General features: G+C 66.3%; 29 protein-coding genes. 19 read left to right on the forward strand and 10 right to left on the reverse strand.

The window, feature by feature from the left end; translation table 11 throughout:
• Nucleotides 1-99 precede the first annotated feature (99 nt).
• From KBY96_RS12130 to KBY96_RS12145, 4 genes are all read left to right on the forward strand, one after another.
• Nucleotides 100-1,266 (forward strand): SLBB domain-containing protein, encoded by a 1,167-nt coding sequence (locus tag KBY96_RS12130; protein WP_254979684.1) that lies wholly within the window; start codon nucleotides 100-102, stop codon nucleotides 1,264-1,266.
• The gene (gene gmd, locus KBY96_RS12135; RefSeq protein ID WP_254979686.1) at nucleotides 1,266-2,369 is read left to right on the forward strand and encodes a GDP-mannose 4,6-dehydratase; all 1,104 of its coding nucleotides are present in this window, start codon (nucleotides 1,266-1,268) and stop codon (nucleotides 2,367-2,369) included. Before KBY96_RS12130 ends, gmd begins: the two co-directional genes overlap by 1 nt.
• A 16-nt stretch (nucleotides 2,370-2,385) precedes the next feature.
• A complete protein-coding gene (locus KBY96_RS12140) occupies nucleotides 2,386-3,408 on the forward strand; it encodes a GDP-L-fucose synthase (RefSeq protein ID WP_254979744.1) in 1,023 nt (340 codons plus the stop codon).
• Between the two features lie 309 nt (nucleotides 3,409-3,717).
• The gene (locus KBY96_RS12145; protein ID WP_254979687.1) at nucleotides 3,718-4,200 is read left to right on the forward strand and encodes a hypothetical protein; all 483 of its coding nucleotides are present in this window, start codon (nucleotides 3,718-3,720) and stop codon (nucleotides 4,198-4,200) included.
• A gap of 352 nt (nucleotides 4,201-4,552) precedes the next feature.
• Here KBY96_RS12145 and KBY96_RS12150 read toward each other — a convergent pair whose 3' ends face one another.
• Nucleotides 4,553-5,842, reverse strand: coding sequence for a hypothetical protein (locus KBY96_RS12150; RefSeq protein WP_254979688.1), 1,290 nt, complete (start codon nucleotides 5,840-5,842; stop codon nucleotides 4,553-4,555).
• Between the two features lie 451 nt (nucleotides 5,843-6,293).
• Between KBY96_RS12150 and KBY96_RS12155 the strand changes: the two genes are divergently transcribed.
• The 3 genes from KBY96_RS12155 to KBY96_RS12165 all read left to right on the forward strand — a co-directional run bounded on the left by KBY96_RS12155 (nucleotide 6,294) and on the right by KBY96_RS12165 (nucleotide 8,913).
• Nucleotides 6,294-6,527, forward strand: coding sequence for a FitA-like ribbon-helix-helix domain-containing protein (locus KBY96_RS12155; RefSeq protein ID WP_254979689.1), 234 nt, complete (start codon nucleotides 6,294-6,296; stop codon nucleotides 6,525-6,527).
• A 28-nt stretch (nucleotides 6,528-6,555) separates the two neighbouring features.
• The gene (locus KBY96_RS12160) at nucleotides 6,556-6,975 is read left to right on the forward strand and encodes a PIN domain-containing protein (protein WP_254979690.1); all 420 of its coding nucleotides are present in this window, start codon (nucleotides 6,556-6,558) and stop codon (nucleotides 6,973-6,975) included.
• A gap of 129 nt (nucleotides 6,976-7,104) precedes the next feature.
• The gene (locus KBY96_RS12165) at nucleotides 7,105-8,913 is read left to right on the forward strand and encodes an SLC13 family permease (protein ID WP_254979691.1); all 1,809 of its coding nucleotides are present in this window, start codon (nucleotides 7,105-7,107) and stop codon (nucleotides 8,911-8,913) included.
• 336 nt (nucleotides 8,914-9,249) lie between these two features.
• Here KBY96_RS12165 and KBY96_RS12170 read toward each other — a convergent pair whose 3' ends face one another.
• On the reverse strand, nucleotides 9,250-9,621 hold the full coding sequence (locus KBY96_RS12170) for a hypothetical protein (RefSeq protein ID WP_254979692.1): 372 nt from the start codon (nucleotides 9,619-9,621) through the stop codon (nucleotides 9,250-9,252).
• Between the two features lie 56 nt (nucleotides 9,622-9,677).
• Between KBY96_RS12170 and KBY96_RS12175 the strand changes: the two genes are divergently transcribed.
• Both KBY96_RS12175 and KBY96_RS12180 read left to right on the forward strand, forming a co-directional pair.
• Nucleotides 9,678-10,010: a DUF1778 domain-containing protein gene (locus KBY96_RS12175; protein ID WP_254979693.1), complete on the forward strand. Its 333-nt coding sequence runs from the start codon at nucleotides 9,678-9,680 to the stop codon at nucleotides 10,008-10,010.
• Nucleotides 10,007-10,570, forward strand: a complete 564-nt coding sequence (locus KBY96_RS12180) for a hypothetical protein (RefSeq protein ID WP_254979694.1) — start codon at nucleotides 10,007-10,009, stop codon at nucleotides 10,568-10,570. Before KBY96_RS12175 ends, KBY96_RS12180 begins: the two co-directional genes overlap by 4 nt.
• Nucleotides 10,571-10,705: 135 nt before the next feature.
• Here KBY96_RS12180 and KBY96_RS12185 read toward each other — a convergent pair whose 3' ends face one another.
• Nucleotides 10,706-11,623, reverse strand: coding sequence for an N-acetylmuramoyl-L-alanine amidase (locus tag KBY96_RS12185; RefSeq protein WP_254979695.1), 918 nt, complete (start codon nucleotides 11,621-11,623; stop codon nucleotides 10,706-10,708).
• 258 nt (nucleotides 11,624-11,881) lie between these two features.
• Between KBY96_RS12185 and KBY96_RS12190 the strand changes: the two genes are divergently transcribed.
• The 8 genes from KBY96_RS12190 to KBY96_RS16300 all read left to right on the forward strand — a co-directional run bounded on the left by KBY96_RS12190 (nucleotide 11,882) and on the right by KBY96_RS16300 (nucleotide 16,330).
• A complete protein-coding gene (locus tag KBY96_RS12190; protein ID WP_254979696.1) occupies nucleotides 11,882-12,265 on the forward strand; it encodes a hypothetical protein in 384 nt (127 codons plus the stop codon).
• Nucleotides 12,266-12,321: 56 nt separating this feature from the next.
• On the forward strand, nucleotides 12,322-12,642 hold the full coding sequence (locus KBY96_RS12195) for a hypothetical protein (RefSeq protein WP_254979697.1): 321 nt from the start codon (nucleotides 12,322-12,324) through the stop codon (nucleotides 12,640-12,642).
• Between the two features lie 86 nt (nucleotides 12,643-12,728).
• Nucleotides 12,729-12,950 carry a ribbon-helix-helix protein, CopG family gene (locus KBY96_RS12200; protein WP_254979700.1) on the forward strand — a complete coding sequence of 74 codons (222 nt, stop codon included), beginning with the start codon at nucleotides 12,729-12,731 and terminating at the stop codon, nucleotides 12,948-12,950.
• Nucleotides 12,951-13,156: 206 nt separating this feature from the next.
• Nucleotides 13,157-13,630 carry a hypothetical protein gene (locus KBY96_RS12205; protein WP_254979701.1) on the forward strand — a complete coding sequence of 158 codons (474 nt, stop codon included), beginning with the start codon at nucleotides 13,157-13,159 and terminating at the stop codon, nucleotides 13,628-13,630.
• Between the two features lie 281 nt (nucleotides 13,631-13,911).
• Complete coding sequence (locus KBY96_RS12210; protein WP_254979702.1) at nucleotides 13,912-14,223, forward strand: AbrB/MazE/SpoVT family DNA-binding domain-containing protein; 312 nt, start codon at nucleotides 13,912-13,914, stop codon at nucleotides 14,221-14,223.
• Nucleotides 14,220-14,429, forward strand: coding sequence for a hypothetical protein (locus KBY96_RS12215; RefSeq protein WP_254979703.1), 210 nt, complete (start codon nucleotides 14,220-14,222; stop codon nucleotides 14,427-14,429). The genes KBY96_RS12210 and KBY96_RS12215 overlap by 4 nt, the downstream gene beginning before the upstream one ends.
• On the forward strand, nucleotides 14,426-14,554 hold the full coding sequence (locus KBY96_RS12220; RefSeq protein WP_254979704.1) for a hypothetical protein: 129 nt from the start codon (nucleotides 14,426-14,428) through the stop codon (nucleotides 14,552-14,554). The genes KBY96_RS12215 and KBY96_RS12220 overlap by 4 nt, the downstream gene beginning before the upstream one ends.
• Nucleotides 14,555-14,644: 90 nt before the next feature.
• The gene (locus KBY96_RS16300) at nucleotides 14,645-16,330 is read left to right on the forward strand and encodes an ATP-binding cassette domain-containing protein (protein WP_261358410.1); all 1,686 of its coding nucleotides are present in this window, start codon (nucleotides 14,645-14,647) and stop codon (nucleotides 16,328-16,330) included.
• 105 nt (nucleotides 16,331-16,435) lie between these two features.
• On the opposite strand, the gene KBY96_RS12235 is transcribed toward KBY96_RS16300, so the two are convergent.
• The 6 genes from KBY96_RS12235 to KBY96_RS12260 all read right to left on the reverse strand — a co-directional run bounded on the left by KBY96_RS12235 (nucleotide 16,436) and on the right by KBY96_RS12260 (nucleotide 22,166).
• A complete protein-coding gene (locus KBY96_RS12235) occupies nucleotides 16,436-17,203 on the reverse strand; it encodes a hypothetical protein (protein ID WP_254979706.1) in 768 nt (255 codons plus the stop codon).
• A gap of 31 nt (nucleotides 17,204-17,234) precedes the next feature.
• Nucleotides 17,235-18,101 (reverse strand): hypothetical protein, encoded by an 867-nt coding sequence (locus tag KBY96_RS12240; protein ID WP_254979707.1) that lies wholly within the window; start codon nucleotides 18,099-18,101, stop codon nucleotides 17,235-17,237.
• The gene (locus KBY96_RS12245; RefSeq protein ID WP_254979708.1) at nucleotides 18,101-19,219 is read right to left on the reverse strand and encodes a 50S ribosomal protein L11 methyltransferase; all 1,119 of its coding nucleotides are present in this window, start codon (nucleotides 19,217-19,219) and stop codon (nucleotides 18,101-18,103) included. The genes KBY96_RS12240 and KBY96_RS12245 overlap by 1 nt, the downstream gene beginning before the upstream one ends.
• A gap of 29 nt (nucleotides 19,220-19,248) precedes the next feature.
• The gene (locus tag KBY96_RS12250; RefSeq protein ID WP_254979709.1) at nucleotides 19,249-19,671 is read right to left on the reverse strand and encodes a tail fiber domain-containing protein; all 423 of its coding nucleotides are present in this window, start codon (nucleotides 19,669-19,671) and stop codon (nucleotides 19,249-19,251) included.
• Nucleotides 19,672-19,755: 84 nt separating this feature from the next.
• Entirely contained in the window at nucleotides 19,756-21,681 is a 1,926-nt protein-coding gene (locus KBY96_RS12255; protein ID WP_254979711.1) for an asparagine synthase-related protein, read from the reverse strand.
• Entirely contained in the window at nucleotides 21,678-22,166 is a 489-nt protein-coding gene (locus KBY96_RS12260) for a lasso peptide biosynthesis B2 protein (protein WP_254979713.1), read from the reverse strand. The genes KBY96_RS12255 and KBY96_RS12260 overlap by 4 nt, the downstream gene beginning before the upstream one ends.
• 42 nt (nucleotides 22,167-22,208) lie before the next feature.
• On the opposite strand from KBY96_RS12260, the gene KBY96_RS12265 reads away from it, so the two are divergent.
• Nucleotides 22,209-22,547, forward strand: coding sequence for a PqqD family protein (locus KBY96_RS12265; RefSeq protein ID WP_254979714.1), 339 nt, complete (start codon nucleotides 22,209-22,211; stop codon nucleotides 22,545-22,547).
• A 10-nt stretch (nucleotides 22,548-22,557) separates the two neighbouring features.
• Here the strand turns inward: KBY96_RS12265 and KBY96_RS12270 are convergent, their stop codons facing one another.
• Nucleotides 22,558-23,643, reverse strand: a complete 1,086-nt coding sequence (locus tag KBY96_RS12270) for a nucleotidyltransferase family protein (RefSeq protein WP_254979715.1) — start codon at nucleotides 23,641-23,643, stop codon at nucleotides 22,558-22,560.
• Between the two features lie 365 nt (nucleotides 23,644-24,008).
• On the opposite strand from KBY96_RS12270, the gene KBY96_RS12275 reads away from it, so the two are divergent.
• On the forward strand, nucleotides 24,009-25,910 hold the full coding sequence (locus KBY96_RS12275) for an ABC transporter ATP-binding protein (protein WP_254979745.1): 1,902 nt from the start codon (nucleotides 24,009-24,011) through the stop codon (nucleotides 25,908-25,910).
• Nucleotides 25,911-25,912 lie beyond the last annotated feature (2 nt).

The raw sequence follows: 25,912 nt of genomic DNA on the forward strand, positions 1-25,912 counted from the left end.
GAGCCGCGTCGGCGCCGGCCCAATCGCTACAAACCCCGCTCTGCAGGCGTGGGATCATGGCTCCGCCGTCCCGGGTCCCCAGCGCGGGCCGCGTCGCCGATGCCCCCTCCCTGCCTGCCGCGGTCGACCCTCTGGGCCGTCGGTTCGGTCGCTCTGGTTCTGACTGCGCCGCTGGGGAGCCCCCTGGCCGCCTCGCTGCTGCCCCCGGCCCGGGCCCAGCTGCAGATCATCGAGCCGCCCGCCCGTCCCGCCACCCGGCCCGGTGCCGCCGCGCCGGCGCCGCTGCCGGCGGAGGAGCCGCTGATGCAGGAGGACGTGTACATCCTCGGCGCCGGCGACGGCCTCAACCTGCGCTTTCTGGCCGTGCCGGAGTTTTCCGGCCCGGTGTCCATCCTCAACGACGGCACCGTTTCACTGCCGCTGGTGGGCAACGTGATCCTCGCCGGCCTCACCCTGTCGCAGGCCAGCCAGTGGCTGGAAACCCTCTACCGGGCCCAGCTGCAGCGCCCCAACCTGCAGCTGAGCGTGGTGCGGCCGCGGCCGCTGCGGGTGGCGCTGGTGGGGGAGGTGGAGCGTCCCGGGCTCTACACCCTCAGCACCACCGGCGACACGACCAGGACGGAAGACGCCACCGGATTCAGCGGTCCGCCCACCCTGGTGGACGCGATCCAGAAGGCCGGCGGCCTCACCTCCACCGCCAACCTGCGCCGGGTGTGGGTGCAGCGCCGCCTGCCGGGCAGCGACCGCCGCTTCAAGCAGGCCCAGGTGGATCTGCTGGCGCTGGTGAGGGTGGGGGATCAGTTTCAGAACCCGCTGCTGTTCGATGGCGACACGATCCGCATCGAGCGGGTGGAGGAATCGGCCGAGCTGAGTGCCGAGCTGGCCTCCAGCACCCTCTCGCCCACCGCCATCACCGTGAACATCGTGGGAGAGGTGCAGTCGCCGGGGCGGTTGCAGGTGCCGGCGAACACGCCGCTGATGAAGGCCATCCTGGCCGCGGGCGGCCCCCAGACCTGGCGGGCGAACACGTCGAAGGTGGAGGTGGTGCGCATCTTCCGCAACGGCAGCGCCCAGCGGCGCACCTATGCGTACGATCCCAGCCAGGACGTGTCGATGGACAAGAATCCACCGCTGGTGGAGGGCGACACGGTGATCGTGAACCGCACCCGTTATGCGGTGAGTGCCGACGCCATCGGTGCCGTGAGTCAGCCCCTCACCGGTCTGGTGAACGTGCTCACCCTGTTCCGCCTGCTCGACAACGACTGATGACCAAAACAGCCCTGATCACCGGCATCACGGGGCAGGACGGCAGCTATCTGGCTGAACTGCTGCTGGAGAAGGGCTACGTGGTGCACGGCATCAAGCGCCGGGCCAGCAGCTTCAACACCAGCCGCATCGATCACCTCTACCAGGACCCCCACGAGCGCGGGCCGGGCGGGGAGCTGCCCCACTTCCAGCTGCACTATGGCGATTTAACGGACAGCACCAACCTGATCCGCATCGTGCAGGATGTGCAGCCCGATGAGATCTACAACCTCGGCGCCCAGAGCCACGTGGCGGTGAGCTTCGAGAGTCCGGAATACACCGCCAACAGCGACGCTTTGGGCACGCTGCGGATCCTGGAAGCGGTGCGCATCCTGGGCCTCACCCAGAAGACGCGCATCTACCAGGCCAGCACCAGCGAGCTCTACGGCCTGGTGCAGGAGATTCCCCAGACGGAGAGCACGCCGTTCTATCCCCGCAGCCCCTACGGGGTGGCCAAGCTCTATGCCTACTGGATCACGGTGAACTACCGCGAGGCCTATGGCATGTATGCCTGCAACGGCATTCTCTTCAACCACGAATCGCCGCGGCGGGGGGAAACGTTCGTGACCCGCAAGATCACCCGCGGCCTGGCGCGCATCGACGCCGGCCTCGACGACTGCCTGTTCATGGGCAACCTCGACTCCCTGCGCGACTGGGGCCACGCCCGCGACTACGTGGAGATGCAGTGGCGGATGCTGCAGCAGGAGAGCCCGGAGGATTTCGTGATCGCCACCGGCCGCCAGGAGAGCGTGCGCCGGTTCATCGAGCTGGCGGCCGTTGAGCTGGGCTGGGGCGCGCTGGAGTGGCAGGGGGACGGGCTGGAGGAGATCGGCCGGCGCCACACCGGCGAGGTGGTGGTGCGCATCGACCCGCGCTATTTCCGCCCCGCCGAGGTGGACACCCTGCTGGGGGATCCCAGCAGGGCCCACCTGAAGCTGGGCTGGACCCCCACCACCACCCTGGAAGAGCTGGTGGCGGAGATGGTGTCCGCCGACAAGGAGGAGGCCCGCAAGGAGGCGCTGCTGCGGCTCAAGGGCTTCCAGGTGGTGGGCAGCCGTGAGTGAGGCGCTGCGTGAGGTCGTGGCGCCCCTGATCACCCCGGCCGACCGGATCTTTGTGGCCGGTCACCGCGGCATGGCCGGCGGGGCGATCTGCCGGGCGCTGGCGCGGGCCGGCTATGGCGAGTTGCTCACGGCCCCCAGCAGCACGCTCGACCTGCGCGACGCCACGGCGGTGGAGAACTGGTTTGCTGAGCACCGGCCCACGGTGGTGGTGCTGGCGGCGGCGAAGGTGGGCGGCATCCACGCCAACGCCACCTACCCGGCCGATTTCCTGCTCGACAACCTCAAGATCGAAACCCAGGTGATCGAGAACGCCTGGCGCCATGGGGCCCGCCGGTTGCTGTTTTTGGGCAGCAGCTGCATCTATCCCAAGTTCGCGGCGCAGCCGATCCGCGAGGAGGCCCTGCTCACCGGCGAGCTGGAGCCCACGAACGCGTGGTACGCCATCGCCAAGATCGCCGGCATCAAGCTCTGCGAGGCACTGCGCCGCCAGCACGGCTTCGACGCCATCAGCCTGATGCCCACCAATCTCTACGGCCCGGGCGACAACTACCACCCCACCAACAGCCACGTGCTGCCGGCCCTGATCCGTCGCTTCCACGAGGCCGCCGAGCGCCCCGAGCGGGGGCTGGGCACCAGCGTGAGCTGCTGGGGCACCGGCACCCCCTTGCGCGAGTTTCTGCATGTGGACGACCTCGGCGAGGCCTGCGTGTTCGCCCTGGAGCACTGGCAGCCGGGGCCGGAGGATCTGCAGTTTCTGAATGTGGGCACGGGGCTCGACCTGAGCATCCGCGAGCTGGCCGAAGCGGTGGCGGCGGCCACGGGCTTCGCCGGCACGATCGAGTGGGACACCAGTAAGCCCGACGGCACCCCCAAGAAACAGCTGGACGTGAGCCGCCTGGCGGCGCTGGGCTGGCGCGCCCGCATCCCCCTGGCCGAAGGCCTCACCGCCACCGTGGCCGACTTCCGCGCGCGGCTGGCGAGCGGCCGTCGATCAGCTGGATCAGGCCGCGGCCTCACGCTGCACCCCCACACCCTCTGAAGGCCTGAGGTGGGGCACCCATCCCCCGGCCAGCAGTCGCACCCCAGGCCCATGCCAGATCCCCCCAGCAAGAACAATGGTTGGAACTTGATGTTGAGTTTCAAATGCAAGAAATGACGTAAAGATATGCGGCGAATGCTGTGGGCTTCGCCAGGGATGATCAAGATATGATTGCATGAAGGTTCAGTCATGAAAGCTGTTTCTGCCCATCCATCTGTCTCTGCTCATCGATCCACGGGTTGTGAATTCCGACAATCTCGGGGTCGGCGTTTGCAGCGGCTCTGCAGCTTCACTGCTCTAATGCTGCCCATGGCTGCACTCTCGCCTGCAATGGCCCAGATGCCAACGCCGCAATTCGTGCGCCCAGACATGATCAAGCCCGACCCATCGATCAAAGATCGGATCCAGGAGAAGGTGACGGCACCCGTGGTGATGGGAACGGTTTCCGCACCAGATGCGATGCCATCACTCACGGGATCGTGCTCCGCAATTGCCATGTACCTGGTGAGCAAGGCCGGCAAGTATGAGGGCATGAAGTTTGTGCCGAATTTCAGGAGAGAAGCCAAAGCTACCGGCACCCTCGCCAGTGGCTGCACGTACAAATTTGACCTCTCCGGCATGCCTGGAGGAGCGGTTCAGATTCTCGGAGAACTGATGGTGACGGCCCTCTATCAGGGAACCTACGGAGGGCCTGCCCCCAACATCACCAGTGCCGAGAGCCCCTACTTCAAGCTGTCCCTCCAGGGACCCACCAAGGTTGATCTCAAGCTGAACCACCAGTTTGTGAAGTAGGAATCGGGGGGTGGGCATCAACTGAGCAGTGCACACCACTGTTCACATCTGTTGCACCCTGGGCCGGTCACCATCGCGGTAGCCGCGGCAGGGGCGTAGTAATCAGTGGTGCCAGCCGGTGCTATCGTGATATCACAGGCTGGCGCTGCCGCACAGCGTGCTGAAGGCGGCGCCGAGCGGTGCAGAGCAACGACCAGCCGCCGCCGCGGTCCATGGCTTTGGGCGGCCAATCGCTGAGCTGGAGCAGTCAATCGCCGAGCTGGAGCAGCCAATCGCCGAGCGGAGGTGGCCAATCCCGCCTGATCCGAGCCCGCCGACACCGCCCCAGGCCTGCCGCGATCCTGCTCGAGGCTTAATCGAACACATGGCCGTGGGCGTAGCGCTCTTCGTTGCCGGCGGCTTCGGTGAGTGAGGCTACGTTTTCGCGGGTGAAGAAGCCATCGTAGCCCTGGCATCTCTGCACGTATTCGGTGATCAACAGGGAATAATCTGAGCTCTTCGAAAAGATCTGCTTGAGATTCGGCTGGTCGCTGCATTCGCCCACCACATCGGCCAGGAAGGGAATGCCGGACTCCTGCAGCTTGCGCACCACGACATCCACATTCTGCTCGCCATCCACCTTGCCGTCTGCCACTTCGAGGGCGAGGTGGTGCATGCGCCGGCCGAAGTTGCGCACGAACTCCTCGGTGGGCATCGGCAGGTTCACCAGGGAGTTGAGATAGGAAGGGGTGTTGTTGGCCGTGAACACGCGAGCTGGGGACAGCTTGTCGTCGTTGACTTTGGGGTTGCGGGTGACATTGGTGGAGGAATTCATCTCGTTGATATTGTATGCTCCCCAGAAGTAATAAGGCACCATGGTGAGATATTCCAGAATCGCATCTTCCCTGTCTCCTGCCAGCACGCGTGTGGCCATATGATCGAGGCCCAGGATCTTGTTGTCGAGGCCCAGGGCTGTGTGTTGCTCGGCCGCCTCGACCATGGGCCGCTCCGTATCATCGTCGAGCAGGACGCGGTCGCCGAGGTCGAGGGGTGCGAGCGAGTCGAGCGGCAGGTCGACATAGCCCACTCGGTTGTAGGTGTGATCCGAGAGGAAGCTGAAGATCAGGTGGTTGTAGGCGTAATGCTCATGGGCGTAGAAGGGGTTCTGCGTTTCCCCGGGATACACAAAGCGGATGTTCTGAGCTTCCAGGATCTCCCGCACAGACCGTGCCGATTCGGTGTAGAACACCTCTCCCACGTAGCGTGCGTTCGGCCTTCTTGCCGAAAGGGGATACATCGTGTTCCAGCGTGTGGTTTCGTCTTCGAATCCTGGATTCAGGGGCTCCAGCACGATCATCCGCGGCCAGGCTGGGTTGGCGGCCAGCAGGTAGATGCGGTGGGTGCGCATCAGCCAGCACTCCCGGAATCGGTAGGGCCCCATCAAGCTGAGTTCGGCCATGTAAGACACGGCATGGCCATGGTCCACCTGGATCACCACAGCCGCCATCGAACCCACGAGGTCGTTGATGCCCGTTTGTTGGCGTCGCTCGTAAACCCGGGGCAGAAACTCTTCGAAGAAGGCGGTGTTGCGCTTGTCTCCCCTGGGCTTGTAAGTTGCCAGATCGAGCTGCGAATTCAAGGGCAAATCCAAGTGCGAATTCAAGTGCGAATGCAAGGGATGGATGCAGAGTGATTAGCATGGTTCGCCGCTCCGTGGCGTCGTTCCGGCGACAACGTCCTCCCCGCCACTCCAGCAGCGTGAACGGCTCGAAGCTCAGGCTGTAGCCAGAGCCTTCGCCTGGTGTGGGCGGTATGTGTGGGCGGCAGTTATGGGCGGTGAGATCGATGCTGCAGGCGTCAGCCTTCTGCGCAGCAAGTTGGTCTTGCGATTGAGCCCGGAGCCCGGAGCGCGCCCAGCTGCAGGGGGTGGCGGCCCAGTGCAGCCAGTGCAGGTCGATCGTGGCGCGTTGATGGCCCTGGCGGGAGCGTGGTGATCGGCGGTGCACGCCGCTGCTATCGTGATATCACGAGCTGGCACTGCCGCACAACCTGTTGCCGGCGGCCCCGAAGATCTCGCTCCCGCTCCCGCTCCCGCTGCTGATCGTTCTGCATCTATGGCTCAGCTGCTTGTGCGCAACCTGGATCTGGCGGTGAAGGAGGCGCTGCGTCGCCGGGCCCTGCGGCATGGCCACAGCATGGAGGAGGAGGCCCGGCAGATCCTGCGCCGGGCGGTGGAGAGCGACGACCAGCCGCCGCGGTCGATGGGTCTGGGCAGCCGCATCGCCGCCCTGTTCGCGGATGCCGAGCTGGACCAGCCCATCGCCGAGCTGCAGCAGCCGATCACCTGAATCCGCCGATTCCGCGCCGAGGCCTGCCGTGATCCTGCTTGACACCAACGTGGTTGCCGCGCTGATGCAGAAGCGGCCGGATCCGGCTGTGGTGCGCTGGCTCGATCGCCAGCCCAGTCGCACGGTGTGGCTGCCGATCGTGGTGGTGTTCGAGTTGCGCTATGGCGTGGCCATTCACCCCGATGCCACCTGCCGGCGGCGGCTGGAATGCGGGCTGGAGGCGCTGCTGGAGCAGCTGTTCCAGGAGCGCGTCGCCCCGCTCGATGGGGTGGCGGTGCAGCAGGCCGCGCGGCTGGCGGCCCAGCGCCAGGCCCTGGGCCGGCCGGTGGACCTGCGCGCCACCCTGATCGCCGGCATCGCCCTGGCCCGCGGTGCGCTGCTGGCCACGCGCCACACGCACCACTTCCGCGGCACCGCCATCGGCCTGATCGATCCGTCTTCGTTCTGACGGCGGCCCAGCGGTGTGACGCGGGCTCCACCATCGGGGCTATCGTGATATCACCACCTCAACCGTGGGCAGCTGCCTCAGGCTCACCGTTCTGTGCTTCAGGATGCCCCCCGGACCTGAGTAGCAGCGTTGATCACCCTCTCCGGCTGGATCACCCTGGTGGTGCTGGCGGCCTCCATCGTGGTGTTTGTGGGCGGCTGGCTGGCGCCGGAGATCGTGGCCGTGAGCGCCGCCGGGCTGCTGATCGCCACCGGCGTGCTCGAGCCCAGCCAGGCCCTGGCGGGTTTCGGCAGCCCGGCGCTGATCACCCTGCTGGGGATGTTCGTGCTCTCCCAGGGGCTGCTGCACAGCGGCGCCCTCGACCGCCTGCGCGAACTGCTGAGCTCCCCGCGCATCCGCGGCCAGCAGCAACTGGTGGTCCTGCTCGGTGCGGTGGTGGCGCCGCTCTCGGCGGTGATTCCCAACACCCCGATCGTGGCCATCCTGCTGCCGGTGATCGAGGGCTGGTGCCGCCGCCGCGGGGTGAGCCCCTCACGGGTGCTGATCCCCCTCTCGGTGGCCACGATCACCGGCGGCACCCTCACCCTGATCGGCACCTCCACCAGCCTGCTGGCCAGTGATGTGTCCGCCGGCCTGGGCTACGGCGGCTTCCAGCTGTTCTCCTTCACCGCCATCGGCATCCCGGTGTGGCTGATCGGCAGCCTCTACCTGCTGCTCGCCTCCCGCTGGCTGCCCGACCGCGGCCTCAATGCCAGCGGCACCCTCACCGAGCTCACCCGCCAGGGCTACCTCACCGAGGTGGTGCTGCCCAGGCGCTCGCCCCTCACCGGCACCACCCTGCACGCCAGCCGGCTGCAGCGCCGCTTCGATGTGGACGTGCTCTCGGTGCACCGGCGCGGCCAGAGGCTGCAGCCTCCGCTGGCCGAGCTGCGCCTCAAGGCCGGCGACCGCCTGCTGCTGCGCTGCACCAGAGGCGAGCTGCTGCGCCTGCAGCAGGATGAGATGGTGGCCCTGGCCGGCACGCTCCTGGAAGCCGACGAGGAGCCGGCGACCAACGGCACCCCGGCTGCCGAGCCCACGCCGATCCGCCTCACCGAGGTGCTGCTGCCCACCGGTTCGATGCTGGCCGGCTCCTCGCTGCGGGAGCTGCGCTTCCGCCAGCGCTTCAACGCCACCGTGCTGGCCGTGAAGCGCGCCAACACCACCCTGCACGACCGCCTCGGCCGGCTGCCGCTCAAGGCCGGCGACCTGCTGCTGCTGCAGGCCCCGCTCGACGCCATCCGCGGCCTGCAGGAGAACAGCGAGCTGGTGGTGCTCGACGAACTCGAGAGCGACCTGCCCACCACCCACCGCAAGTGGCTGGCGGTGCTCACCATGGCCCTGGTGCTGCTGGTGTCTGGCCTCAACCTGATCCCGCTGGTGGCGGCGGTGCTGCTGGGGGTGGGGGTGCTGGTGGTGGGCGGCTGCCTCGATGCCAGCAGCGCCCTGCGCTCGATCCGCTGGGATGTGTTCCTGCTGCTGGGGGGGCTGTTCAGCTTCAGTGCGGCGCTGCAGCAGAGCGGCCTGGCCCAGCTGGCGGCCGACGGCCTGCAGGGCTGGCTGCAGGGCTGGCCGGTGTACCTGGCCCTGGTGGCGGTGTACGCCGTGACCATGGTGGGCACCGAACTGCTCAGCAACGGCGCCACCGTGGTGCTGCTGCTGCCGGTGGTGGCCAAGCTCGCCGAAGGCCTGGGCCAGCCGCCGCTGCTGTTCATCTACGCCGTGGTGTTCGCCGCCAGCCAGAGCTTCCTCTCACCCATCGGCTACCAGACCAACCTGATGGTGTTCTCCCCCGGCAACTACCGCTTCCTCGATTTCCTGCGCTTCGGCTGGCCGCTGACAGCGACCTACGCCCTGGTGATCCCGGCGGTGATCCTGCACGTGATGGGCGGTGGCTGATCTGCAGCAGGATGGCGCCCCAGTGCAGGTCGATGGTGGGCCAGGGGTGGGTGTTGTGGGCCGCGTTTCCGCGTTGCTATCACGATAGCGACGCCGTAAACGACCGTTCCATGGCCCAGCTGCTGGTGCTGCCGGAGCCAGCGCGGGCAGGCCCTGCTGCAGGCGCTCAGCGGCTTTGATCCCGACTTCGTGGAAGCACTGGAGCAACAGCAGGCTGACAAGCTGCCGGTGCAGGACCGGGAAGCCCGGTGCTTTATCCCCAGGGATCGGGAATCTGTGAGCATTACGCCGTTCAGGCCACCGCCTTGAAGCGCCGTGCCACACCGATCGGCGCGTTCAGCCGGGTGGATGGGCTGCAGCTGGCGGACTGGGCCGCCTGAATTCGGCCCGCCGCTCCAGCAGGATCACCGGCGCGTTGCCGCTCTGGAGGGTCATCTCGAACAGGCGCCAGCCCACCGAGGGCTGCACCTGGTCGTCGCGGAAGGTGGGCACCACATCGAGGCTGCCGATGAGGATGCGGCGGCGGCTGGCCTCCCAGGCATAGGGGATCTCGTAGAGGGCGAGCAGATCGGCGGCCAGGGCCCAGGAGCTGCCGTTGGTGTCGAGCTCCACCGCCAGGGTTTCGCCGCGGGCGCTGATGGTGGTGGCGCGGCGGAATTCGAGGCGGCCGGATGCGGCGGGCTTCGGGTTGCAGCCGTGTTCTGCCATCCGACTGCCTTGTACGCCGATGTGGCGTACGATAAGCAGGTGCATGCGGGCGATCCATGGCTCATTCCGCCCGCTCTGAGGCTGCTACCAGCGAATCCGAGCCCTGCGGCTCTGAAGAGCGCGCGCTGGTGCGCATGAATTTCCGCACCAAGCCGCGGATCAAGGCCACCATCCAGAGGGCCGCCGCCTTGGCTGGGCTCGACGACTCCGCCTTCACGATGCAGGCGGCTTACCAGGCCGCCCGTGCCGTGATCAATTCCCATGAGCGCACGGAACTGGAGGGGATTGACCATGCCGCCTTCTTCGCGGCCCTGGATCAGCCGGCGCCAGCCACCCCGGCCTTGAAAGCAGCCTTTGAGCGGCATCAGCGCACTGTCGTCTCCCGTTGAGCGACTCAGCTCAGGCTGGTCTGCTGCAGCCGCCTTACTCGATAGAGCCCTTTGATCCGGTTCGCCATGACCGTGCCGGCTTCAGTTGTGGTGTGGCGGCAGTAGACAACTATTTCAAGAAAACAGCCAACAAGCTGGCGGAAGCTGGCAATGTGCGGCTGTTTGTGATGGTGAGCACGAATGGGAACTTGATCGGCTTCTACACGATCAATGCCCATGCCGTCGACTATCGCGATCTGCCCAGGCGCTTTGCCCGCACAAGGCCGGGCCACGGGTCCATCCCTGCCGCGTTCATCGCCATGATCGGCCGCGATCAGCGCTACAGCGGTGCCGGCTTTGGCGGCGACCTGCTGGTGGATGCACTTCGGCGGATCGCACAGGCTGCCGATGTGCTCGGCATTGCCATTGCTCTCCTGGATGTGCTCGATTGCGGCGATCCCGACCGTACAGTGCGCCGTAAGGCGCTGTACGAGAGCTATGGCTTTCAACCTTTACCGTCGAAACCAAGCAGGCTCTTCCTGCCGCTCACGTCCATTCGCGAACTGATGACGGAGCTGTGATCCATCTGAGTCACCAGCTACCCGCACACCTGCCACGTCCTGCCGCAAAACCCCAGGCGATGTCGCCTCCGGTGCGCTACCCCTGAGTGCTCTCATCTCCCGTGGCTCGTGAAACCGTCCACATTCGGGTCTCCGTCACCCCCCACGCCGCTCCAGCAGGGTGAAGGGCTCGAAGCTGGTGCTGATGCCGAACTCCTCGGCGAATTCGAGCACCCGGCACCAGGCGCGGTTGTCGCGCAGGATGCCGCGCAGGATCACCGGTGCATTGCCGTGCTGGAGGGTCATCTCGAACAGGGGCCAGCCGACGCTGGGCTGCACCTGGTCGGCGCGGAAGGTGGGCACCACATCGAGGCTGCCGATGAGGATGCGGCGGCGGCTGGCCTCCCAGGCGTAGGGGATCTCGTAGCGATCGAGCAGGTCGGCGGCCAGGGCCCAGGAGCTGCCGTTGGCGTCGAGTTCCACCGCCAGCTCCTGGCCGCGGGCGCTGATGGCGGTGGCGCGGCGGAACTCCAGACGGGCGGGTGAACCGCCGGGCCCCGGCTTGGTGGTGACGCCGGGCCCGGCATCGGGAGTGGCCAGAAACCGCCGGATGCGCGCGCGCAGCTCGTCGCCGCCGGTGGGCGGGCCGCCCTTGCTGAGCTGCAGGAAATCCCAGCGCTCGCCGGTGCCGCCCCAGATCACCGGGCCGTAGTTGTCGTGCAGCCAGCGGCCGTCGCGGTTGGAGGCGGCCTCGGCGTGGGTCATCACGCGCTCGATGGTGATGTCGGCCTCGCGCCAGCCCCAGCTGCGGGCCACGCTGGCAGCCTCGCGGCACAGCGCATCGAGCTGCACCTCGCTGGGCGGGATCGTCCAGGGATCGGGGCGGCCGCCCATGCAGGCGCAGGAGAGGGCCACGGCATTGCCGTTGCGGCGCCAGGTGTGGGCCGGCAGGTCGACGCTGTAGGCGTGCAGGCGGTGCAGGGTGCCGTCGCCGCCCACGATCGTGTGATAGAGCCCGGAGCGCACCCAGGAGTAGGGGGTGGCGGCCCAGTGCAGGTAGATCGTGGCCGGCATCGACGGGTGCGGGCTTCGGCCTGCAGGATGCCTGAATTCCGTTCCTTCCGGAACCGTGTGCCCCGGAACCTGGGCAAGCTGCTTGAATCGTGCGCGCGGATCCGAGATGCTCGAGCCCCGCTCGCGTCCGGCCCGCTGCATCAGGTGCATGGTGTGTGCATGCAGTCGTGCGCCGGAGGCCGCCGATGGCAACCGATGGTCGAGCAACGGGGGGCGGGCGCCCCTACGATCACTTCCAGCCCCTGGTGTGCGGTTGCCATGCCGGCCTTCACCTACGAGCGTGATCTCGACCATCCGGTAGCGCCGGCGGTGGAGGAGGCCATCCGCGGAGCTGTGGAGCCGCTGTTGAACAGCCAGGGCCTCGAGAGCATCCGGGTGATCCCGGGTCTGGATCACGACGGCGATCCCGTTCTCTATGTGGAGCTGCAGTTCCGGTTGGTGCAGCCGGGCGTGGACCCCAGGGTGCTGAGCCAGGCCGGCCCGGCCCTGCGCCGGGCGCTCTGGGCGATCGGTGAACGCCGCTTCCCCCACCTCCGCTACGACTTCCACCCGGACCAGCAGGTGCTGAGCACGCCACGGCCCGTCAGCTGGCCCAGTTGCATGAACGCCGGCCCCGGCAGGCTGACCTCAGACGTGCCCTGAGCACGGCCTACTACGGGCTCTTTCATGGCCTTGCCGAAACGGCCGCCGATCGTCTGGTGGGCGTCACCCCCCAGGCTCGACGCTCTCTGGCCTGGAGCCGTGTGTACCGCGATCTCGACCACAACAACGCCAAAAAAGCCTGCTTCAGAGTGGAAAATTCCAATGTTTCCTCCGATTTATTGCTCTTTACCACCACATTTCCAGGCCTCCAGGAGCTCCGCCATCAGGCCGACTACGACCCGAATGTGCGCTTCCAGCACAACTTCGTGGTGACCCGAATCGATGAAGCCGACCAAGCCCTTGCCGCTCTCCAGCGTGTGCCCAAACCCGATCAGCTTGACTTCGTGACGCTTGCCCTGGGGATGACGCGCAGCTGACGCTGCGGCCGCACTGGCGGCACGGCCCTGGCCCGCGCACCCAGCACCGCTAGCCTGATGTCACTGACATTGCAGTGAAGTCGTCCATGGTCCAGGTCACGGCCCGGTTGCCTGATGCGCTCGGAGTGGAGCTGGATGCTGCTGCTGCACAACTTCAGCGCTCACGGGCCGACATCATCCGGCAGGCTATTGAGTACTACCTGGATGACATCGAGGATCTGCGCTGCGGCGTTGCGGCTCTGAAGGATCCAGCTGACCCCGTGCTGGAGTGGTCTGAGGTGCGCGATGCGCTGCTCGCTGCGGATTAAGCGTTCGGCGGCCAAGAATCTGGCAGCTCTTCCGAGGCAGGATCGGCGCTGAAAGGGGAGTTCGAGGGACTGCGACGGCTCCGCGTGGGGCCTGGTGCTGGTGCTGCGGATTGGTCACCGCAAGGATGTGTACCGATAGCAGCCACCGGCCTTCCTGGATAGGGCAAAGGCAGCGCGTCTGCAGATCCTCGATGAGGGCCCCAGCCATGCCCATGCGCTCACCTGAGCCCCTGGAGAACATCCGGGTGATTCCGGGCCTCGATCACGTCGGCGATTCCGTGCTCACTGTGGAGCTGCAGTTCCGGGTGGTGCATCTGGGGGTCGACCCCAATGTGCTGAGCCAGGCCGGCCCGGCCGTGCGCCGGGCGCTCTGGGCGATCGGTGAACGCCGCTTCCCCCACCTCCGCTACGACGTCCACCCCGACCAGCACGCCACAGCTCGCCAGCTGGCCCAGTGGCATGAACGCAGGCCCCGGCAGGCCCACCTCAGGCGTGACCTGAGCACGGCCTACGACGCGCTCTTGCATGGCCTGGCGTCGCATGTACCGCGATCTCGTCCACAACGACGCCATCAGGCCGACGACGACCCGAATGTGCGCTTCCGGCACAACGTCGTGACGCTTGCCCTGGGGCTGCCGGCGCGCGCGGAAGTGTTGCGGGCCGCAGTTCAGCGTTGCTAGCACGATAGCGAGGCTGAAACGGTGCGCTGCATGGCTCAGCTGCTGGCTTCGGCCTGCAGGATGCCTGATTTCTGTGCCTCCCGGAACCGGGAGCCCCAGAACCTGCGCGCGGCTGCTTGAACCAGCACCGTGGTCCCGAGACGCTCGAGCCCCGCTCGCGTCCGGCCCGATGACCCAGGGGCATGGTGTGTGCGACAACCCAGTGTGTGCGACATCCGGTGGCCCCAGTCCCTGTGCAAGGAAAAATTGCCTTACGCTGCGGCCAGCGGTGATGCCAGGCGATGCCGAGCTCTGCCGGTCGCAGGTCTGCCGGTCCCAAAGCCCGCTCGCTCACCGTCACCAGCAAGGGCCAGCTGACCCTGCGCAAGGAGTTGCTGGCTCATCTCGGGGTGCAGACCGGCCAGCGCATCGATGTGGAGGTGTTGCCGGGAGGGCGGCTGGAGCTCCATGCCGAGCAGGCCACCGGCACGATCGACGGCTTCATCAGCCTGCTGGCGGGCCGCAGCAGCCATCGGGCCACGTTGGCCGAACTCGATGAGGCCGCCGCCGCCGGCTGGGCGGGATTCCCAACGCCTGATGCTGGACAGCCGTGAAGATCACGGCCGCCACCAATCTGCTGGTGCGTGCCCTGGTGCAGGACGATCCGGAGCAGGCCAGGGCGGCGAGTGCCCTGCTGTCGCAGGCGGAGCTGGTGGCCATCCCCCTGCCGGTGCTGTGCGAACTGGTGTGGGTGCTGCGGCGGGTGTATCGCTTCCCCTCCACCGACTGCGTCAGGGCGTTGGAGGTGCTGATGGCGTGATCGCCTTCGGTGGGCGCCAGCTGGGCAGCGAGCAACTGGCCACATTCGACCGTGATGCCGCACGGCTGCTGGCGGACGCCGGTGAGCCCGTGCTGCTGCTCGGAAGTGGCGAAGCCGGCGGCTGATCGATCCGCTCCGGCTGGAGCTCAGCCCGGCCGCCCTGGACCTACCCTCGGCCCCGCGCCACCTGGAGTGGATCAAGGCAAGTCCAGCTGATGGAGCGTTCCCCTGCAGGAGGCCGCCTGAGCCTGTGGCTTGCCCTGGCCCGCGAGGCGGGACGGGGGCACACGCTGCTGCTGGCCGCCCTGGCCCTGCTCAGCAGCCTGGTGGAGGTGGCGGGTCTGGGCCTGGCGGTGGGGGTGCTGCTGGGCAGTGGCGCCAGCAGCGCCCCGCCCTTGCCCGCTCCGGCGCTGGATCTGCGTCAGCTGCTGGGGCTGCTGGTGGGGCTGATGGCGGTGCGCGGGCTGCTGCAGGTGGGCATCGCCGTGCTTCGGGAATGGCTGAACAGCGCGCTCACCGACCGGCTGCGCAGCGACCTGCTCAGCCGCGTGCTGCACGCCTCCAGCCTGCGTCTGGAGCGGGTGGGCCGCGGCGAGCTGCTGGGCCTGCTGATGGACGACATCGACACCAGCGTGTACGCGCTGGACGAGGGTCTGCGCGTGCTGCAGAACCTGATCGCCCTGCTGATCTATGGCGGCGGCGTGCTGGTGGCTGGGCGCGGGCAGGCCGGGCCGCTGCTGCTGGGGTTGCTGGCGGCGGCGCTGGCGGGACTGCTGCAGCGCTCCGGCGCCTGGAGCCTGGGCACGCTGCACACCCGCCTGAATGCAGCCTTGCAGAGCATCGTGGGCGATGGCTTGCATGGCCTCAAGGCGGTGCGGGCGGCGGCCGCCGAGCCCTGGCTGCTGGCTCGTTTCGCTGCGGCGGCGCGCGACTACCGCCGCAACGCCCGCCGCACGCTGCGGCGTCAGGCGGTGTTCGCCGCCCTGCGCGACTGGCTGGTGGTGCTGGTGGTGGCGCTCTGGCTGGGGGTGGGCGGCACGGCGCTGGAGCCGGCGGCGGTGGCCACGGTGCTGCTGCTGGCCTACCGGGCGGCCGGGGCTCTGGGGGGCGTGATCAGCAGCCGGCGGTCGTGCCTGTGGGCGCTGCCGGGCTACGAGGCCCTGCGACAGTTGCGCGGCCGGCTGGGGGCTCCGGTGCTGGCGGCCGCCGCGCCCCGGCCGCTGCCGGCGGGGGCGGTGCTCCTGGAGGCCACCTGGCGGGGCCGCGGCCAGCCGGGCGTGACGCTCCGGCGCGGTGCCCTGGTGGCGGTGGTGGGACCTTCGGGCACGGGCAAGAGCACCCTGCTCGACCGGGTGGCGGGCCTGCTGGCTGAGGAGAGCAGCTCCTGGCAACTGCAGGCGGCTGGCCAGAGCGAGCCATTGGAGCTGGCGGGCAGCCAGGGGGCCGCGGCCTGGCGCACGCTGGTGGCCTACGCGCCCCAGGGGGCGGTGCTGTTCGAGGGCAGCCTGGCGGACAACCTGCTGCTGGGCCGGCTGCCGGACCGGCGTGAACGCGAGGCCCTGCTGGGGCCGTGGCTGGAGCAGCTGGGGCTGGAGCCGGTGCTGCAGCGGCCCGAGGGGCTCCACGAGCCGCTCAACCTGGCGGTGGACTGTTTCTCGGGGGGCGAGATCCACCGGCTGGGGCTGCTGCGGGCCTGGCTGCTGGACCACCGGGTGGAGCTGCTGGATGAACCCACGGCGTTTCTGGATGCGCAGGCGGCGGCGCGGGTAAGGCAGCTGGTGCTGGAGCGCAGCCAGGAACGCCTGGTGCTGGTGGCCACCCACGACCCGGAGCTGGTGGCGCAGGCGGCAGTGGTGATTCAGCCGGCGCGGTTTGAGCGGCAGGGGGGGGCGGTGCAATGACGTGCCCCTGAGGACCGCTTGAGCTAGTCGACCTGGTTCTGGCTGGTTCGGTTTTCCAACACCTCCAGCAGAGGGATTGATGTTGCAGCCCTGATGACTGGTTGCTTACTGCCAACGGGTTATCGCTTGGCAACTATGACGCCGAATCTCTGGTAGCTCGGCCAGCTCTGGAAGGCAAAAGATCTCAGGCCACTGGGCAGGATTCACCAGCTTGCCAGTGCCAAGGGGAATGTAGTGAAAAAAGAGCAGATCACAGAACTCATCTCTGGCCGGCGAGGGAATGGGATCGCGGTAATGCCATTGGCTGCTCCCCGAGAACAGAATGGCATCCCCGGGCTTCAGCGCATAACTCTTGAAACTGAGTTCGGGATCATTGCGGATTGTATCGTCCCAGCTTCCTCCTTCAATGCCAGCCTCTGGCCAGGGCACGATCTGGCTGAGATGAATATCCCAGGGTTGGCTTTGCTGAATGCAGACATCAAGGGTGTACTTCGCCTGGGGGGCATCCATATGGATCGGGCAGCGCCCCAACCGAGAATACAAGCTTAGAAAGTTATAAGAAGGCTCTAGCGGTTCACCGGCAAGCTCTGACACGAAGCTGGTCAACCCCGTCTGAACTTCAGTGAGCCGAGGGTGATCGTGGAGTACCCAGCGACCGAAACTTGCGGCCTCATGCAATTCGATCTCCTCATGCGACAGGGAGCGCGAGATGCGTCGAATTTCTTCCAGGAGTTCCTGGGGTAGAAAGCCCCATAGGTGTTGCACCTGGAAATCCTCACGTGTGCGAAGGATGTCCATCGCCAGCTGGAATTCAGCCAACCGCTCTGGATGGCGACTGCTGAGGAAGGCACTTGCTGCTGCATAGGCTGCCAACCATGAGGAGTCGTACCATGGATAGCTCGGGCTACGTGATGCCATCACCAAGGCCAGTATGGGTAAGGATCGCCTGGCGGACATCGGCCAAGGCCGTGTAGTTCCTAGGATAATCCAGGCGGAAGTGGATCGGTAGGGCGGCGAGGTTGGTTACCTGATTGAAATGGGAGGCCAGGCGGAGGTGTGCCTCAATGTCCAGCAAAAAGGAGTTCTTCACCCACTCGATCAGGGCTTGGGCAGGGCTGAGTGGCTCGATGGTTACTGCCTCGGCAATGCCCTCACCGAGGAAATACACATGGCGTAGGGGCTGGGGGCAGTCGCAGAAGCGCACCTGCTCTCCGGCCAGGAATCGGGATTTTGAGGTATAGCACACAACTGGAGCGGTGGGGGTATCTGACCCGATCAGCGCCTCGCTGGAGTCGGCCCAAAGGCGGATCGAGGGATGGCTGGGTAAAACGGTGTAGCCAGTGGCTGAGCGGTTGAGCACCAGGCCATCATCGGTGAGGAAGGGATAGCCGTTGACGGCAAAGCTGGCCGCCAGGGTTGACTTGCCGCGACCTGATTCGCCGGCGAACACTGCGACACCGGAATCGATCGCCACGGCGCTGGCGTGGAACACCAGCTGGCCCTGAGTGCTGAGCATCAGCGGCAGCACCTGGTTGAGATAGAGATGCTCAACCGTGCCCACGGACACTCCGGGTACCGGATGGGCCACCGAGGCATGTCCATCGCCGCTGATCTCGAAATCGGCCAGATCAGGAAAGCGCAGGAGGAAGCCTGCTTCCAGGCGATAGAACTCGGTCCACAGGGTGCCGTCTGGAAAGGCCCAGGTGTGGAAGGGGGCACGAGCGATGGGCGCCTGTACTTTCGCCTGCTGCAGATCAAGAGCGCTGGGCATCACTCGGAATCCTTGCCGAGAACCTGCATCACAAAGCGGGAGATCTCCTGAGCTGATGGAAACAGATCGGGGTGTTCACGCAGCACGAGCTGCTCGATCTCATGCACACTGCGCTCCCCATCGCAGTAGTGCAACACAGTCATCCGAGCCTGGCCTTCTCGGCTGAGTTGCGGAACTCTGTCCGGTTGAGCACGGACCAGGTCTTCAGGTGTCAATACCAGGCCCTGCCAGGTGGAGTGACTGAAGCGTTTGCCGGAGGCGGGAAACTCCACCACCCACGCAATCAGGTGATCGGCAGGCCGCGCCATCACAGTGGCTTTGATCACGTCACCGGCGCAGACCGGCACGGCTTCATCGATGGGCAGGAACGCCTGGGGGCGGTCGATGGCATCGTCCACTAGTGGTGAGTTGGTCATCCAGACCCCTTCGACCAGTTTGCAGTCGAACCAGCCGGCTAGGCCATGCACCACCCCGTCGCGTTCGATGGGCAGCTCTGCTGACCAGGAGAAAAACTCGGGTTGATCGAGATGAAGATCGAGGTCATCGAGCATGGCTGGTTGGCCCAGAACGCACGTCGCGGGAAGCTTTAACCCATGCTTTTCATTCACCGTAAGATTGCGCACCCAGTGGAACTCCGGCGGGATGCCTGCTTCCTGCCAGCCGTGGGCCTTTGCTTGGGCAGTTTCTGATTCGACTGCACCAAGGTAGAGCCGAAGGCCGGCAGGGATCAGATGGCCACCGCGCTTGAGGAGGCGTGTGCGTGCATCCTGAAGGGTGTGGATGATTCCGTAATCGAATCCGAAGTAGCCCACATGATCGCAGATCACTAGATCGACCGGATCGGACAGTTCGACGCGCTGTGAAGGACTGCGGATGAATGTGCTCTTCCCATCAAGACCGGCCCGCTGAAAGGTTTCGCGGGCGACTTCGATGATGTCTGTCGAGTCGATGGCGAGCACGTGAGATGCACCCGCTTCACAACAGAGCAGGCCCAAGATACCGGATCCACAGCCTAGATCTACAACAGTATCGGCACTATCAACAACTTTGGCAATCGCTGACCTGAAGCGTTCTAGCCGGGTGCTGTCCTTGAGGTAGTCAAGATGCTCGCTGAGCACGAGTGATCAGAGAAGGGGGGTAGCCGCGCTCAGCGTGGATGACGAGATATCCCGAGCATGCCATAGTCAACCATCTTGTAACCACTTGGATGCTTGATTACAGCAGCTGGCATCACCTGTTCGACTTCCTGAGCGATCACGCCGAACTGGCGACCGTAGCCACAGGTTTCACGGTATTCAGGCAAGTAATCAAACAAGTACAATCCGATGCCGATAGGGTGCTGATCGATTCTGATCACTCCGGTCTTGATGCGCCGGTCGGAACCCACAGTCATTTGTAGGGTTATAACGTTCATAGTAGATTGCCCTTCATTCATAGTCCCAGCGCCACCCTGCGTCAATGAACTAACACTCCCATAAACTTGCAATTGGGGTCGTTCGTAGCGTTTTTGGGTGGCAATGTCCTGCAGGTCAGTATGTCTTTGCTCGTCAGTGAAATCTTGTTGGTTCATTTTTGGGTTGTTTGAGCTAATTTGAGCTGAGTTAAAATGGTGTTCCCTCTTTGGGTGAAACCGCAGCCGGAAAGTCCAGCGGACTTAGGCAGTAACTTTGACACGGCTCAGCCACTCGGTCAAGGAGGTCGCGGCGTAGGCATCATAGGTCGCATCGTCGCTCGTGCCCGCCTCGGCGCGAGGCAGCAAGGTGTGCAGTGCCTGACGATCCACGAACTCGCTGATCATGCGGTCGTGACGTTGCAGTGTGCTACGAACATGGGCGTGGTTCTGGGCCATCAAGCGGTGAACCAGGGTCATGCCTAGGTGGGCTTTGCCTCGGTGCCAGGCCACGCGGCTGCCGAGCAGTGATGCCGTGGCCTGCCGGACCACTGATTTTGTCCAGCCATTGTGCGCTTTGTTACTGAGCGGCAAGCGAAGGTAGAACTCCACCAGACGCCGATCCGACCAGGGATGGCGGGACTCGACGCCATAACGGGCCGCCACGGCGTTGAAGCCCTCCATCCCACTGACGAGCCCCGAGGGGACGAGGGCATGGATGTGGCGTTCCTGGTAGCTGAGCAGGCTGATCTTTCTCGCCTGCTCTTGTTGTTCCGCGATGCGTTCGCGGAGGTGAAGCTTCCTGGCGAAGTCGCGATTGATCAAACTGCCGCGAAACGGATCACGAATGCGAAGCTTTCCGGCGCGATATTTCAGTGATTTGGCGGCAGCTGGCGCATACACTCTCCAGAGGGCTCTAGCGAACAGAACCTCTGCGGAGTGGCCCTTGAGGTAAATATTGTTGTTGCTGGCTTGCCTGGCATGTGCCCATGCATGTCGCCAGCCGGATGAGTGAAGAATGCCAGCCACATAGCATCCAGGCGTGTGAGTTACCAGATCGCCATCGATGCCGTCGAACATCACGCGATGGCCTGCACGGCTGGCGGCCAGGTACATCATCGCGGGCAGAAGAATCGAGTTGCCAACTGGATGTGCATGCGTCCAGGCAGCGTCCTTGAGATCGTCGTCTGTGATCGTTCCGCGCAGGCTCGGCACACAGACCCAGTGTGCCTGCTGCTCGAATCCCATGCATACCGTCTGGATGTTCCGGCTTTCCTCGCATGAGGCTGGATCGTCTGCCACCACCGAATAGGTGTGCAGTTCACGGGAGGGCATCTCCGGCAGGATCTCGCGGGCCATGGCCGCGACACTGGCCGAGTCGATACCACCGCTCAGCATCAAGGCTGGGTGGCCCAGCGTTCGCATGCGACACTGAACCGCTTCACCGAACACCAACCAGAACGCTTCCACGCACTCCTGCTGAGAGGCGAACTGAAGTTCCTCCTGGGGCTCCAGTTGCCAGTAGGTTCGCATCACCCTGTGGCCGGAACGTTGCGCTGTGAGGGTGCTGCCGGCGGGGAGCTTGAGGATGTCAGCGAGCCAGCCGCGGTTGAAATCACCACCATCGAACGCGGGCAACAGGTTGGCAGCGATGAAGTCTTCGTTGAGTCTGCGAGATACTCCAGGGATGCCCAGCAATGCCTCTTCGTCTGAAGCAAAGGCTAGACCGTCTTTGTTGGCAAAAAAGTAGAAGGGTTTGACTCCGAGATGGTCGCGCGCCAGGACAAACCGTTGCTGCTTGCTGTCCCAGATCGCCACTGCAAACTCCCCGAGCAGCTGGAGAGGGAAGTCCTCCCCCCACGTTTCGTAGGCCCGCAGCACCAGTTCGGCATCGGAACGATTGCGTAGCACCGCGCCTCGCCCCAGCAGTTCGCGCCGCAGTTCCTCCCCGTTGTCCACCCGTCCATCCATCACCAGCACCAGGCTTTCGCCTTCGTTGGTGAGCGGCTGGGATTCCTCCAGCGATTCCGGCGTGGTGCGCAACATGCAGTGGCCCAGGGCCACCGAACCCCTGCGCCAATGGTGGATACCGTCCGGGCCGCGATGGGCCATGGCCGAAGTCATCCCCTCGATCAGCCCGTGCTCCACGGGCTTGCCATCGAACTGGATGATCCCCGCGATCCCGCTCATGCCGGAACGATGATCTGATCGGCCGATGCCCGTTCAACCGGTTCAACCCGTTCCAGGGGCAGAAACCGCTCAGCCACATCCGCGCCGTCGTTGAGGGGGTGGCCGTGGCTTTCGATCCAGGCGTGGGCCTGCAGCTGGCCGTTGATCAGCTGCACGCCCAGGCGCAGATCGGTGGGCACTCCGCGCCGGTTCAGCAGCCATTGCAGCACCAGCGAACGGGTGAGGCAGTTGTCGGGGGGAAGCAGGGTGTGGGCTGCGGCGTTGACGAGCTTGCCCAAGTGCCTCAGCGCTTCAAGGGAGGCGGGGCTGCCGGCACTGGCAGCATCGATTGCGGCTCCATTGCGGCAGCTCAGCTCCCAGCGGCCCAGCAGTTTCACGCGCACCCAGAACACTGGCAGCAGCAACACGCTGCCCAGCACCACACGTCTGGAGTCGGCGTCGAGGGCTCTGAAGCGCCGTGCCTTGCGTCGCCAGGAGCTGATCATCTGCGTAGTTTATCGGGGTTGATGCTCGCCTCATCGGCAGCCATGTCCACAAACCCCAAGACAGACGCGGCCCCAGACCAAGCGGCAGCCCCGGAGCCGCTCACGCTTGCGGCCCGCCTCACGGTGCCCGCCGAGGTGATGGACCGCAGCGTGGGGGATGAAACGGTGATCCTGCACCTGGCCACGGGCACCTACTACGGCCTGGATCCGGTGGGAGCACGGATCTGGGAGCTGATCGGCGCCGGGCAGTCCCTGGCCGACATCCGCGATCAGATGCTGCAGGAGTATGCGGTGGAGGCTGAGCAGCTCGAAGCGGATCTGCTCAAGCTGGTGCACGACCTGCTCGCCCAGGGCCTGGTGGGGATCGACGCTGAGGCGTGAGCGAGGAGCTTCAGCGTTGCCGGCGCACACGCTCGCGCCATCCCTCAACACCACGCCGGATGTAGAGCCAGGGCAGCCCCCAGCTGCTGGCGTCTGGGTATTTGCTCAGCATGTAGCGCCTGGACGGCACGATCTGGCCCCGCAGGTAGCGGAGGCGTGCCCTCCAGCCCTGCATCCCCCGCAGGATCAGGATCTGGGCGGCCAGCGGCCGGCCATCGATGCGGGTGATCGCGCTGCGCCACTGGTCTTGTCCGGCCTGGTGCAGTTCGGCGAGCACGGCCGGGGGGATGCCGGTGTGAAAGCGGGTGTTGGCACGCTCGAGAAAGGCGCCCACAACGCCAGCCACCTCCAGATCGATCGCTCGGGCCACGGCGCTCCGCCTGTCGGCAGCGTTCATCCGCTGCCAGAGCAGGTCGCCATCCAGCAGCCACTGGGCCGGCCGGTCGCCTTCATCGTGGTGGGCGAAATAGTGCAGCGCTGAGTGCAACAAGGCGTCCACGGGGCCGAGGCCAAAGGTGTGGTGGCCGGCGATCGTGATGGCCTGGCGCCGGCGCCAGAGGGCCTCGAAGCTGAACAGGGGTGCGAAGGCCGGATGGCTGAACAGGTGCCAGTGCAGATCGATCAGCACCGGATGTCGGTGGATGGAGCCCTGCCAGCCATCCTGCGCCTCCATGGTGAGCACCATCGGAGCCCGGTTGGGCGTCAAGCCAAGGCGCTCCAGCACCGCCTGGGCCGCCTGGCGCTGGTGGGGGGCCACCAGCAGATCGGTGTCGCTGCGCAGACGCTGGGCCTGGGTGTCGTACACCGTGTGGGCCAGCAGGGTGCCCTTCAGCACCAGCACCCGCAGGCCGGCCCGCTCGAGGGCCTCGATCACCACCCGGTCCGCCGCCGGGTGATTGCCGCCCTGGTGCTCAGCCCCACCCCAGGCTGCCAGGTCTGCCAGCTCCGGGGGCACCAGCCCACGGCGTTCCAGGATCGGCAGGGCCGGCAGCAGCCGGTCGCCGGCCAGCTGGGTGAGTTCCCCGATCAGGCGAGCAGCCTGCGATGGCGTCGCGGCGTTCAGAGCACCAAGGCCTGGATTGAGCCCCATGAGCATGGCCGATCCACCCACACCGCGCCCCAATCAGCCTGCACTGCTGCTTGAATCGGGCAGCACTGAGACGCTGGAGCCCCGCTCGCGTCCGGGGCGGCTGCCACGGTTGTGGTGTGCCTGCCCATAGATGGCTTGCCACTTCCCGCGATGGAACTCGTGATATCACCAAGGGGTTGGGGGCTGTAGACCCTGGGCTGCAGGGGCTTCGGCACCATGCCGGGCAGTTTGAGCCGTTCGCCTGGTGACCTTGGCCGAGCCGCGCCCGTCACGCCCACGCCCACGACTCCGCCCTTGCCCCACATGCCCATGCCCGCACCGCACCGCACCAGCAGCCACCCGCGGCTGCAGGAGGACGCCCCGGTTTGACCGTGAAGCCTTTGCCCGCCACTCCCCTGCGCCGGCTCTTGACGCGCCTGTTCGGGCCGATGCTGGACCCGTGGCTGAGCCAGCAGCCCGCGGCGCGCCTGATCCGGGGCACGGCCCGACAGCAGTGGCGGCTGATCGCCGTGAACCTGGCCAGCGGCGTGGTGGAGGCCTTCAGCGAGGGGGCCACGCTGGCGGTGATCTTCCTGGCGGTGGAGGTGCTCTCGGCGCCGGTGGGCCAGGCGTTCAACTGGGCCAGCAACCCGATCGTGAGCCGCTGGCCGGCGGCGGCGGCCTGGCTGAACGGACTGCCGGCCACCCAGGTGTTCATGAGCCTGCTGGCGCTGGCGCTGCTGCTGCAGGCGCTGCAGAGCGCCAGCCGCTTTCTCAACCTGGTGAGCGTGAGCTACTTCGCCGCTCGCTGCAGGGCGTTGGTGACGGCGCGCATCCACAGCCAGGTGCTGCGCTGGAGCTATCCCTGCGCCAGCGGCTACAAGGTGGGCGACCTCAGCGACTACGCCGCCCAGGGCCCGGAGGCACTGCGCATCCAGGTGGAGAGGAGCGCCGGCCTGGTGGTGGGGCTGCTGCTGAGCACCACCTATCTGGTGGTGCTGGTGGGGCTGTCGCCCTGGCTGCTGCTGGCGGCGGCCGTGCTGGCGCTGGTGATCGTGCTGGTGCAGAAGCGACTGCTGCCCCGCATCCGGGCCGGTTCGCGGGCGGTGGCCCAGATCCAGGCGGCGATCAGCGCCCGGGTGACGGAAGACTTCCAGGGCCTGCGGCTGCTGCACAGCAGCGGCCAGCTGGAGGCAGCCGATACCCAGCTGCAGCAGCGCATGGGTGATCTGGAGCAGGCCCTGCGGGGCCAGGGCCGGCGGCTCTCGGTGGTGCAGCCCCTGGCCGGCTTCCTGCCGGTGCTGGCGATGGTGCTGATCGCGGCGCTGAGCCTGGCGCTGTTCGGGGGCAGAAGCACCGGCGTGCTGCCGAGCCTGGTGACGTTCGTGCTGGCGCTGCAGCGCCTGAATGTGCGCCTGGCCAGCATCGCCACCACCGTCAACGAACTGGCCGACAACAGCGGCCGGCTGGAGCGGCTCAACCAGATCCTCTCGCCGGCGGGCAAGCAGTTCCGGCGGCTGGGCGGCACGCCGTTCACGGCCCTGGAGCGCGACATCCGCTTCGAGGGGGTGGGGTTGCGCTATGCCCCCGAGCTGCCGCCGGCCTTGAGCGATGTGAGCTTCACGCTGCCGAAGGGCCGGATGCTGGCGCTGGTGGGGCCGAGCGGCGCCGGCAAGAGTTCGATCGCCGATCTGCTCACCGGGCTGTATGAACCCACGGCAGGGCGGATTCTGGTGGACGGGGTGCCGCTGGAGCAGCTGGAGCTGGCCAGCTGGCAGCAGCGGCTGGGGGTGGTGAGCCAGGACACGTTTCTGTTCAATGCCACCATCGCCGAGAACATCGCCTTCGGCACGCCGGGGGCCACGCCGGAGCAGATCGCGGCGGCATGTGCGGCGGCCCAGGCGGCGGGGTTCATCGAGGGCCTGCCGCAGGGCTACGCCACGCTGGTGGGGGAGCGGGGCTTCCGGCTAAGCGGCGGGCAGCGGCAGCGGCTGAGCCTGGCGCGGGCGATCCTGCGGGATCCGGAGTTGCTGATCCTGGATGAGGCCACCAGCGCCCTGGATTCCCAGAGCGAACGGCTGGTGCAGGAGGCGATCGAGCGCTTCGAGCGCAACCACACGGTGCTGGTGATCGCCCACCGGTTGAGCACGATCGTGAGGGCCGATGAACTCCTGGTGCTGGATGGCGGCCAGGTGGTGCAGCGCGGCCGCCACAACACCCTGCTGGCCGAAGCCGGGCTCTATGGGCAGCTGTGGCGGCAGCAGGCAGAGGCGACTCTGCCGGTGCCTTCCTGACT

This window comes from Cyanobium sp. ATX 6A2, assembly GCF_024346355.1.
GTDB lineage: Bacteria > Cyanobacteriota > Cyanobacteriia > PCC-6307 > Cyanobiaceae > NIES-981.

What these genes read in the sequence shown, in the direction of transcription:
- KBY96_RS12210 (WP_254979702.1), top strand. Translation starts at nt 13,912, where the DNA reads ATGCCGAGCTCTGCCGGTCGCAGGTCTGCCGGTCCCAAAGCCCGCTCG.
- gmd (WP_254979686.1), top strand. Translation starts at nt 1,266, where the DNA reads ATGACCAAAACAGCCCTGATCACCGGCATCACGGGGCAGGACGGCAGC.
- KBY96_RS12190 (WP_254979696.1), top strand. Translation starts at nt 11,882, where the DNA reads ATGCCGGCCTTCACCTACGAGCGTGATCTCGACCATCCGGTAGCGCCG.
- KBY96_RS12205 (WP_254979701.1), top strand. Translation starts at nt 13,157, where the DNA reads ATGCCCATGCGCTCACCTGAGCCCCTGGAGAACATCCGGGTGATTCCG.
- KBY96_RS12260 (WP_254979713.1), bottom strand. Translation starts at nt 22,166, where the DNA reads ATGATCAGCTCCTGGCGACGCAAGGCACGGCGCTTCAGAGCCCTCGAC.
- KBY96_RS12130 (WP_254979684.1), top strand. Translation starts at nt 100, where the DNA reads ATGCCCCCTCCCTGCCTGCCGCGGTCGACCCTCTGGGCCGTCGGTTCG.
- KBY96_RS12170 (WP_254979692.1), bottom strand. Translation starts at nt 9,621, where the DNA reads ATGGCAGAACACGGCTGCAACCCGAAGCCCGCCGCATCCGGCCGCCTC.
- KBY96_RS12265 (WP_254979714.1), top strand. Translation starts at nt 22,209, where the DNA reads ATGTCCACAAACCCCAAGACAGACGCGGCCCCAGACCAAGCGGCAGCC.
- KBY96_RS12255 (WP_254979711.1), bottom strand. Translation starts at nt 21,681, where the DNA reads ATGAGCGGGATCGCGGGGATCATCCAGTTCGATGGCAAGCCCGTGGAG.
- KBY96_RS12270 (WP_254979715.1), bottom strand. Translation starts at nt 23,643, where the DNA reads ATGCTCATGGGGCTCAATCCAGGCCTTGGTGCTCTGAACGCCGCGACG.
- KBY96_RS12175 (WP_254979693.1), top strand. Translation starts at nt 9,678, where the DNA reads ATGGCTCATTCCGCCCGCTCTGAGGCTGCTACCAGCGAATCCGAGCCC.
- KBY96_RS16300 (WP_261358410.1), top strand. Translation starts at nt 14,645, where the DNA reads ATGGAGCGTTCCCCTGCAGGAGGCCGCCTGAGCCTGTGGCTTGCCCTG.
- KBY96_RS12145 (WP_254979687.1), top strand. Translation starts at nt 3,718, where the DNA reads ATGGCTGCACTCTCGCCTGCAATGGCCCAGATGCCAACGCCGCAATTC.
- KBY96_RS12155 (WP_254979689.1), top strand. Translation starts at nt 6,294, where the DNA reads ATGGCTCAGCTGCTTGTGCGCAACCTGGATCTGGCGGTGAAGGAGGCG.
- KBY96_RS12250 (WP_254979709.1), bottom strand. Translation starts at nt 19,671, where the DNA reads ATGAACCAACAAGATTTCACTGACGAGCAAAGACATACTGACCTGCAG.
- KBY96_RS12185 (WP_254979695.1), bottom strand. Translation starts at nt 11,623, where the DNA reads ATGCCGGCCACGATCTACCTGCACTGGGCCGCCACCCCCTACTCCTGG.
- KBY96_RS12240 (WP_254979707.1), bottom strand. Translation starts at nt 18,101, where the DNA reads ATGCCCAGCGCTCTTGATCTGCAGCAGGCGAAAGTACAGGCGCCCATC.
- KBY96_RS12200 (WP_254979700.1), top strand. Translation starts at nt 12,729, where the DNA reads ATGGTCCAGGTCACGGCCCGGTTGCCTGATGCGCTCGGAGTGGAGCTG.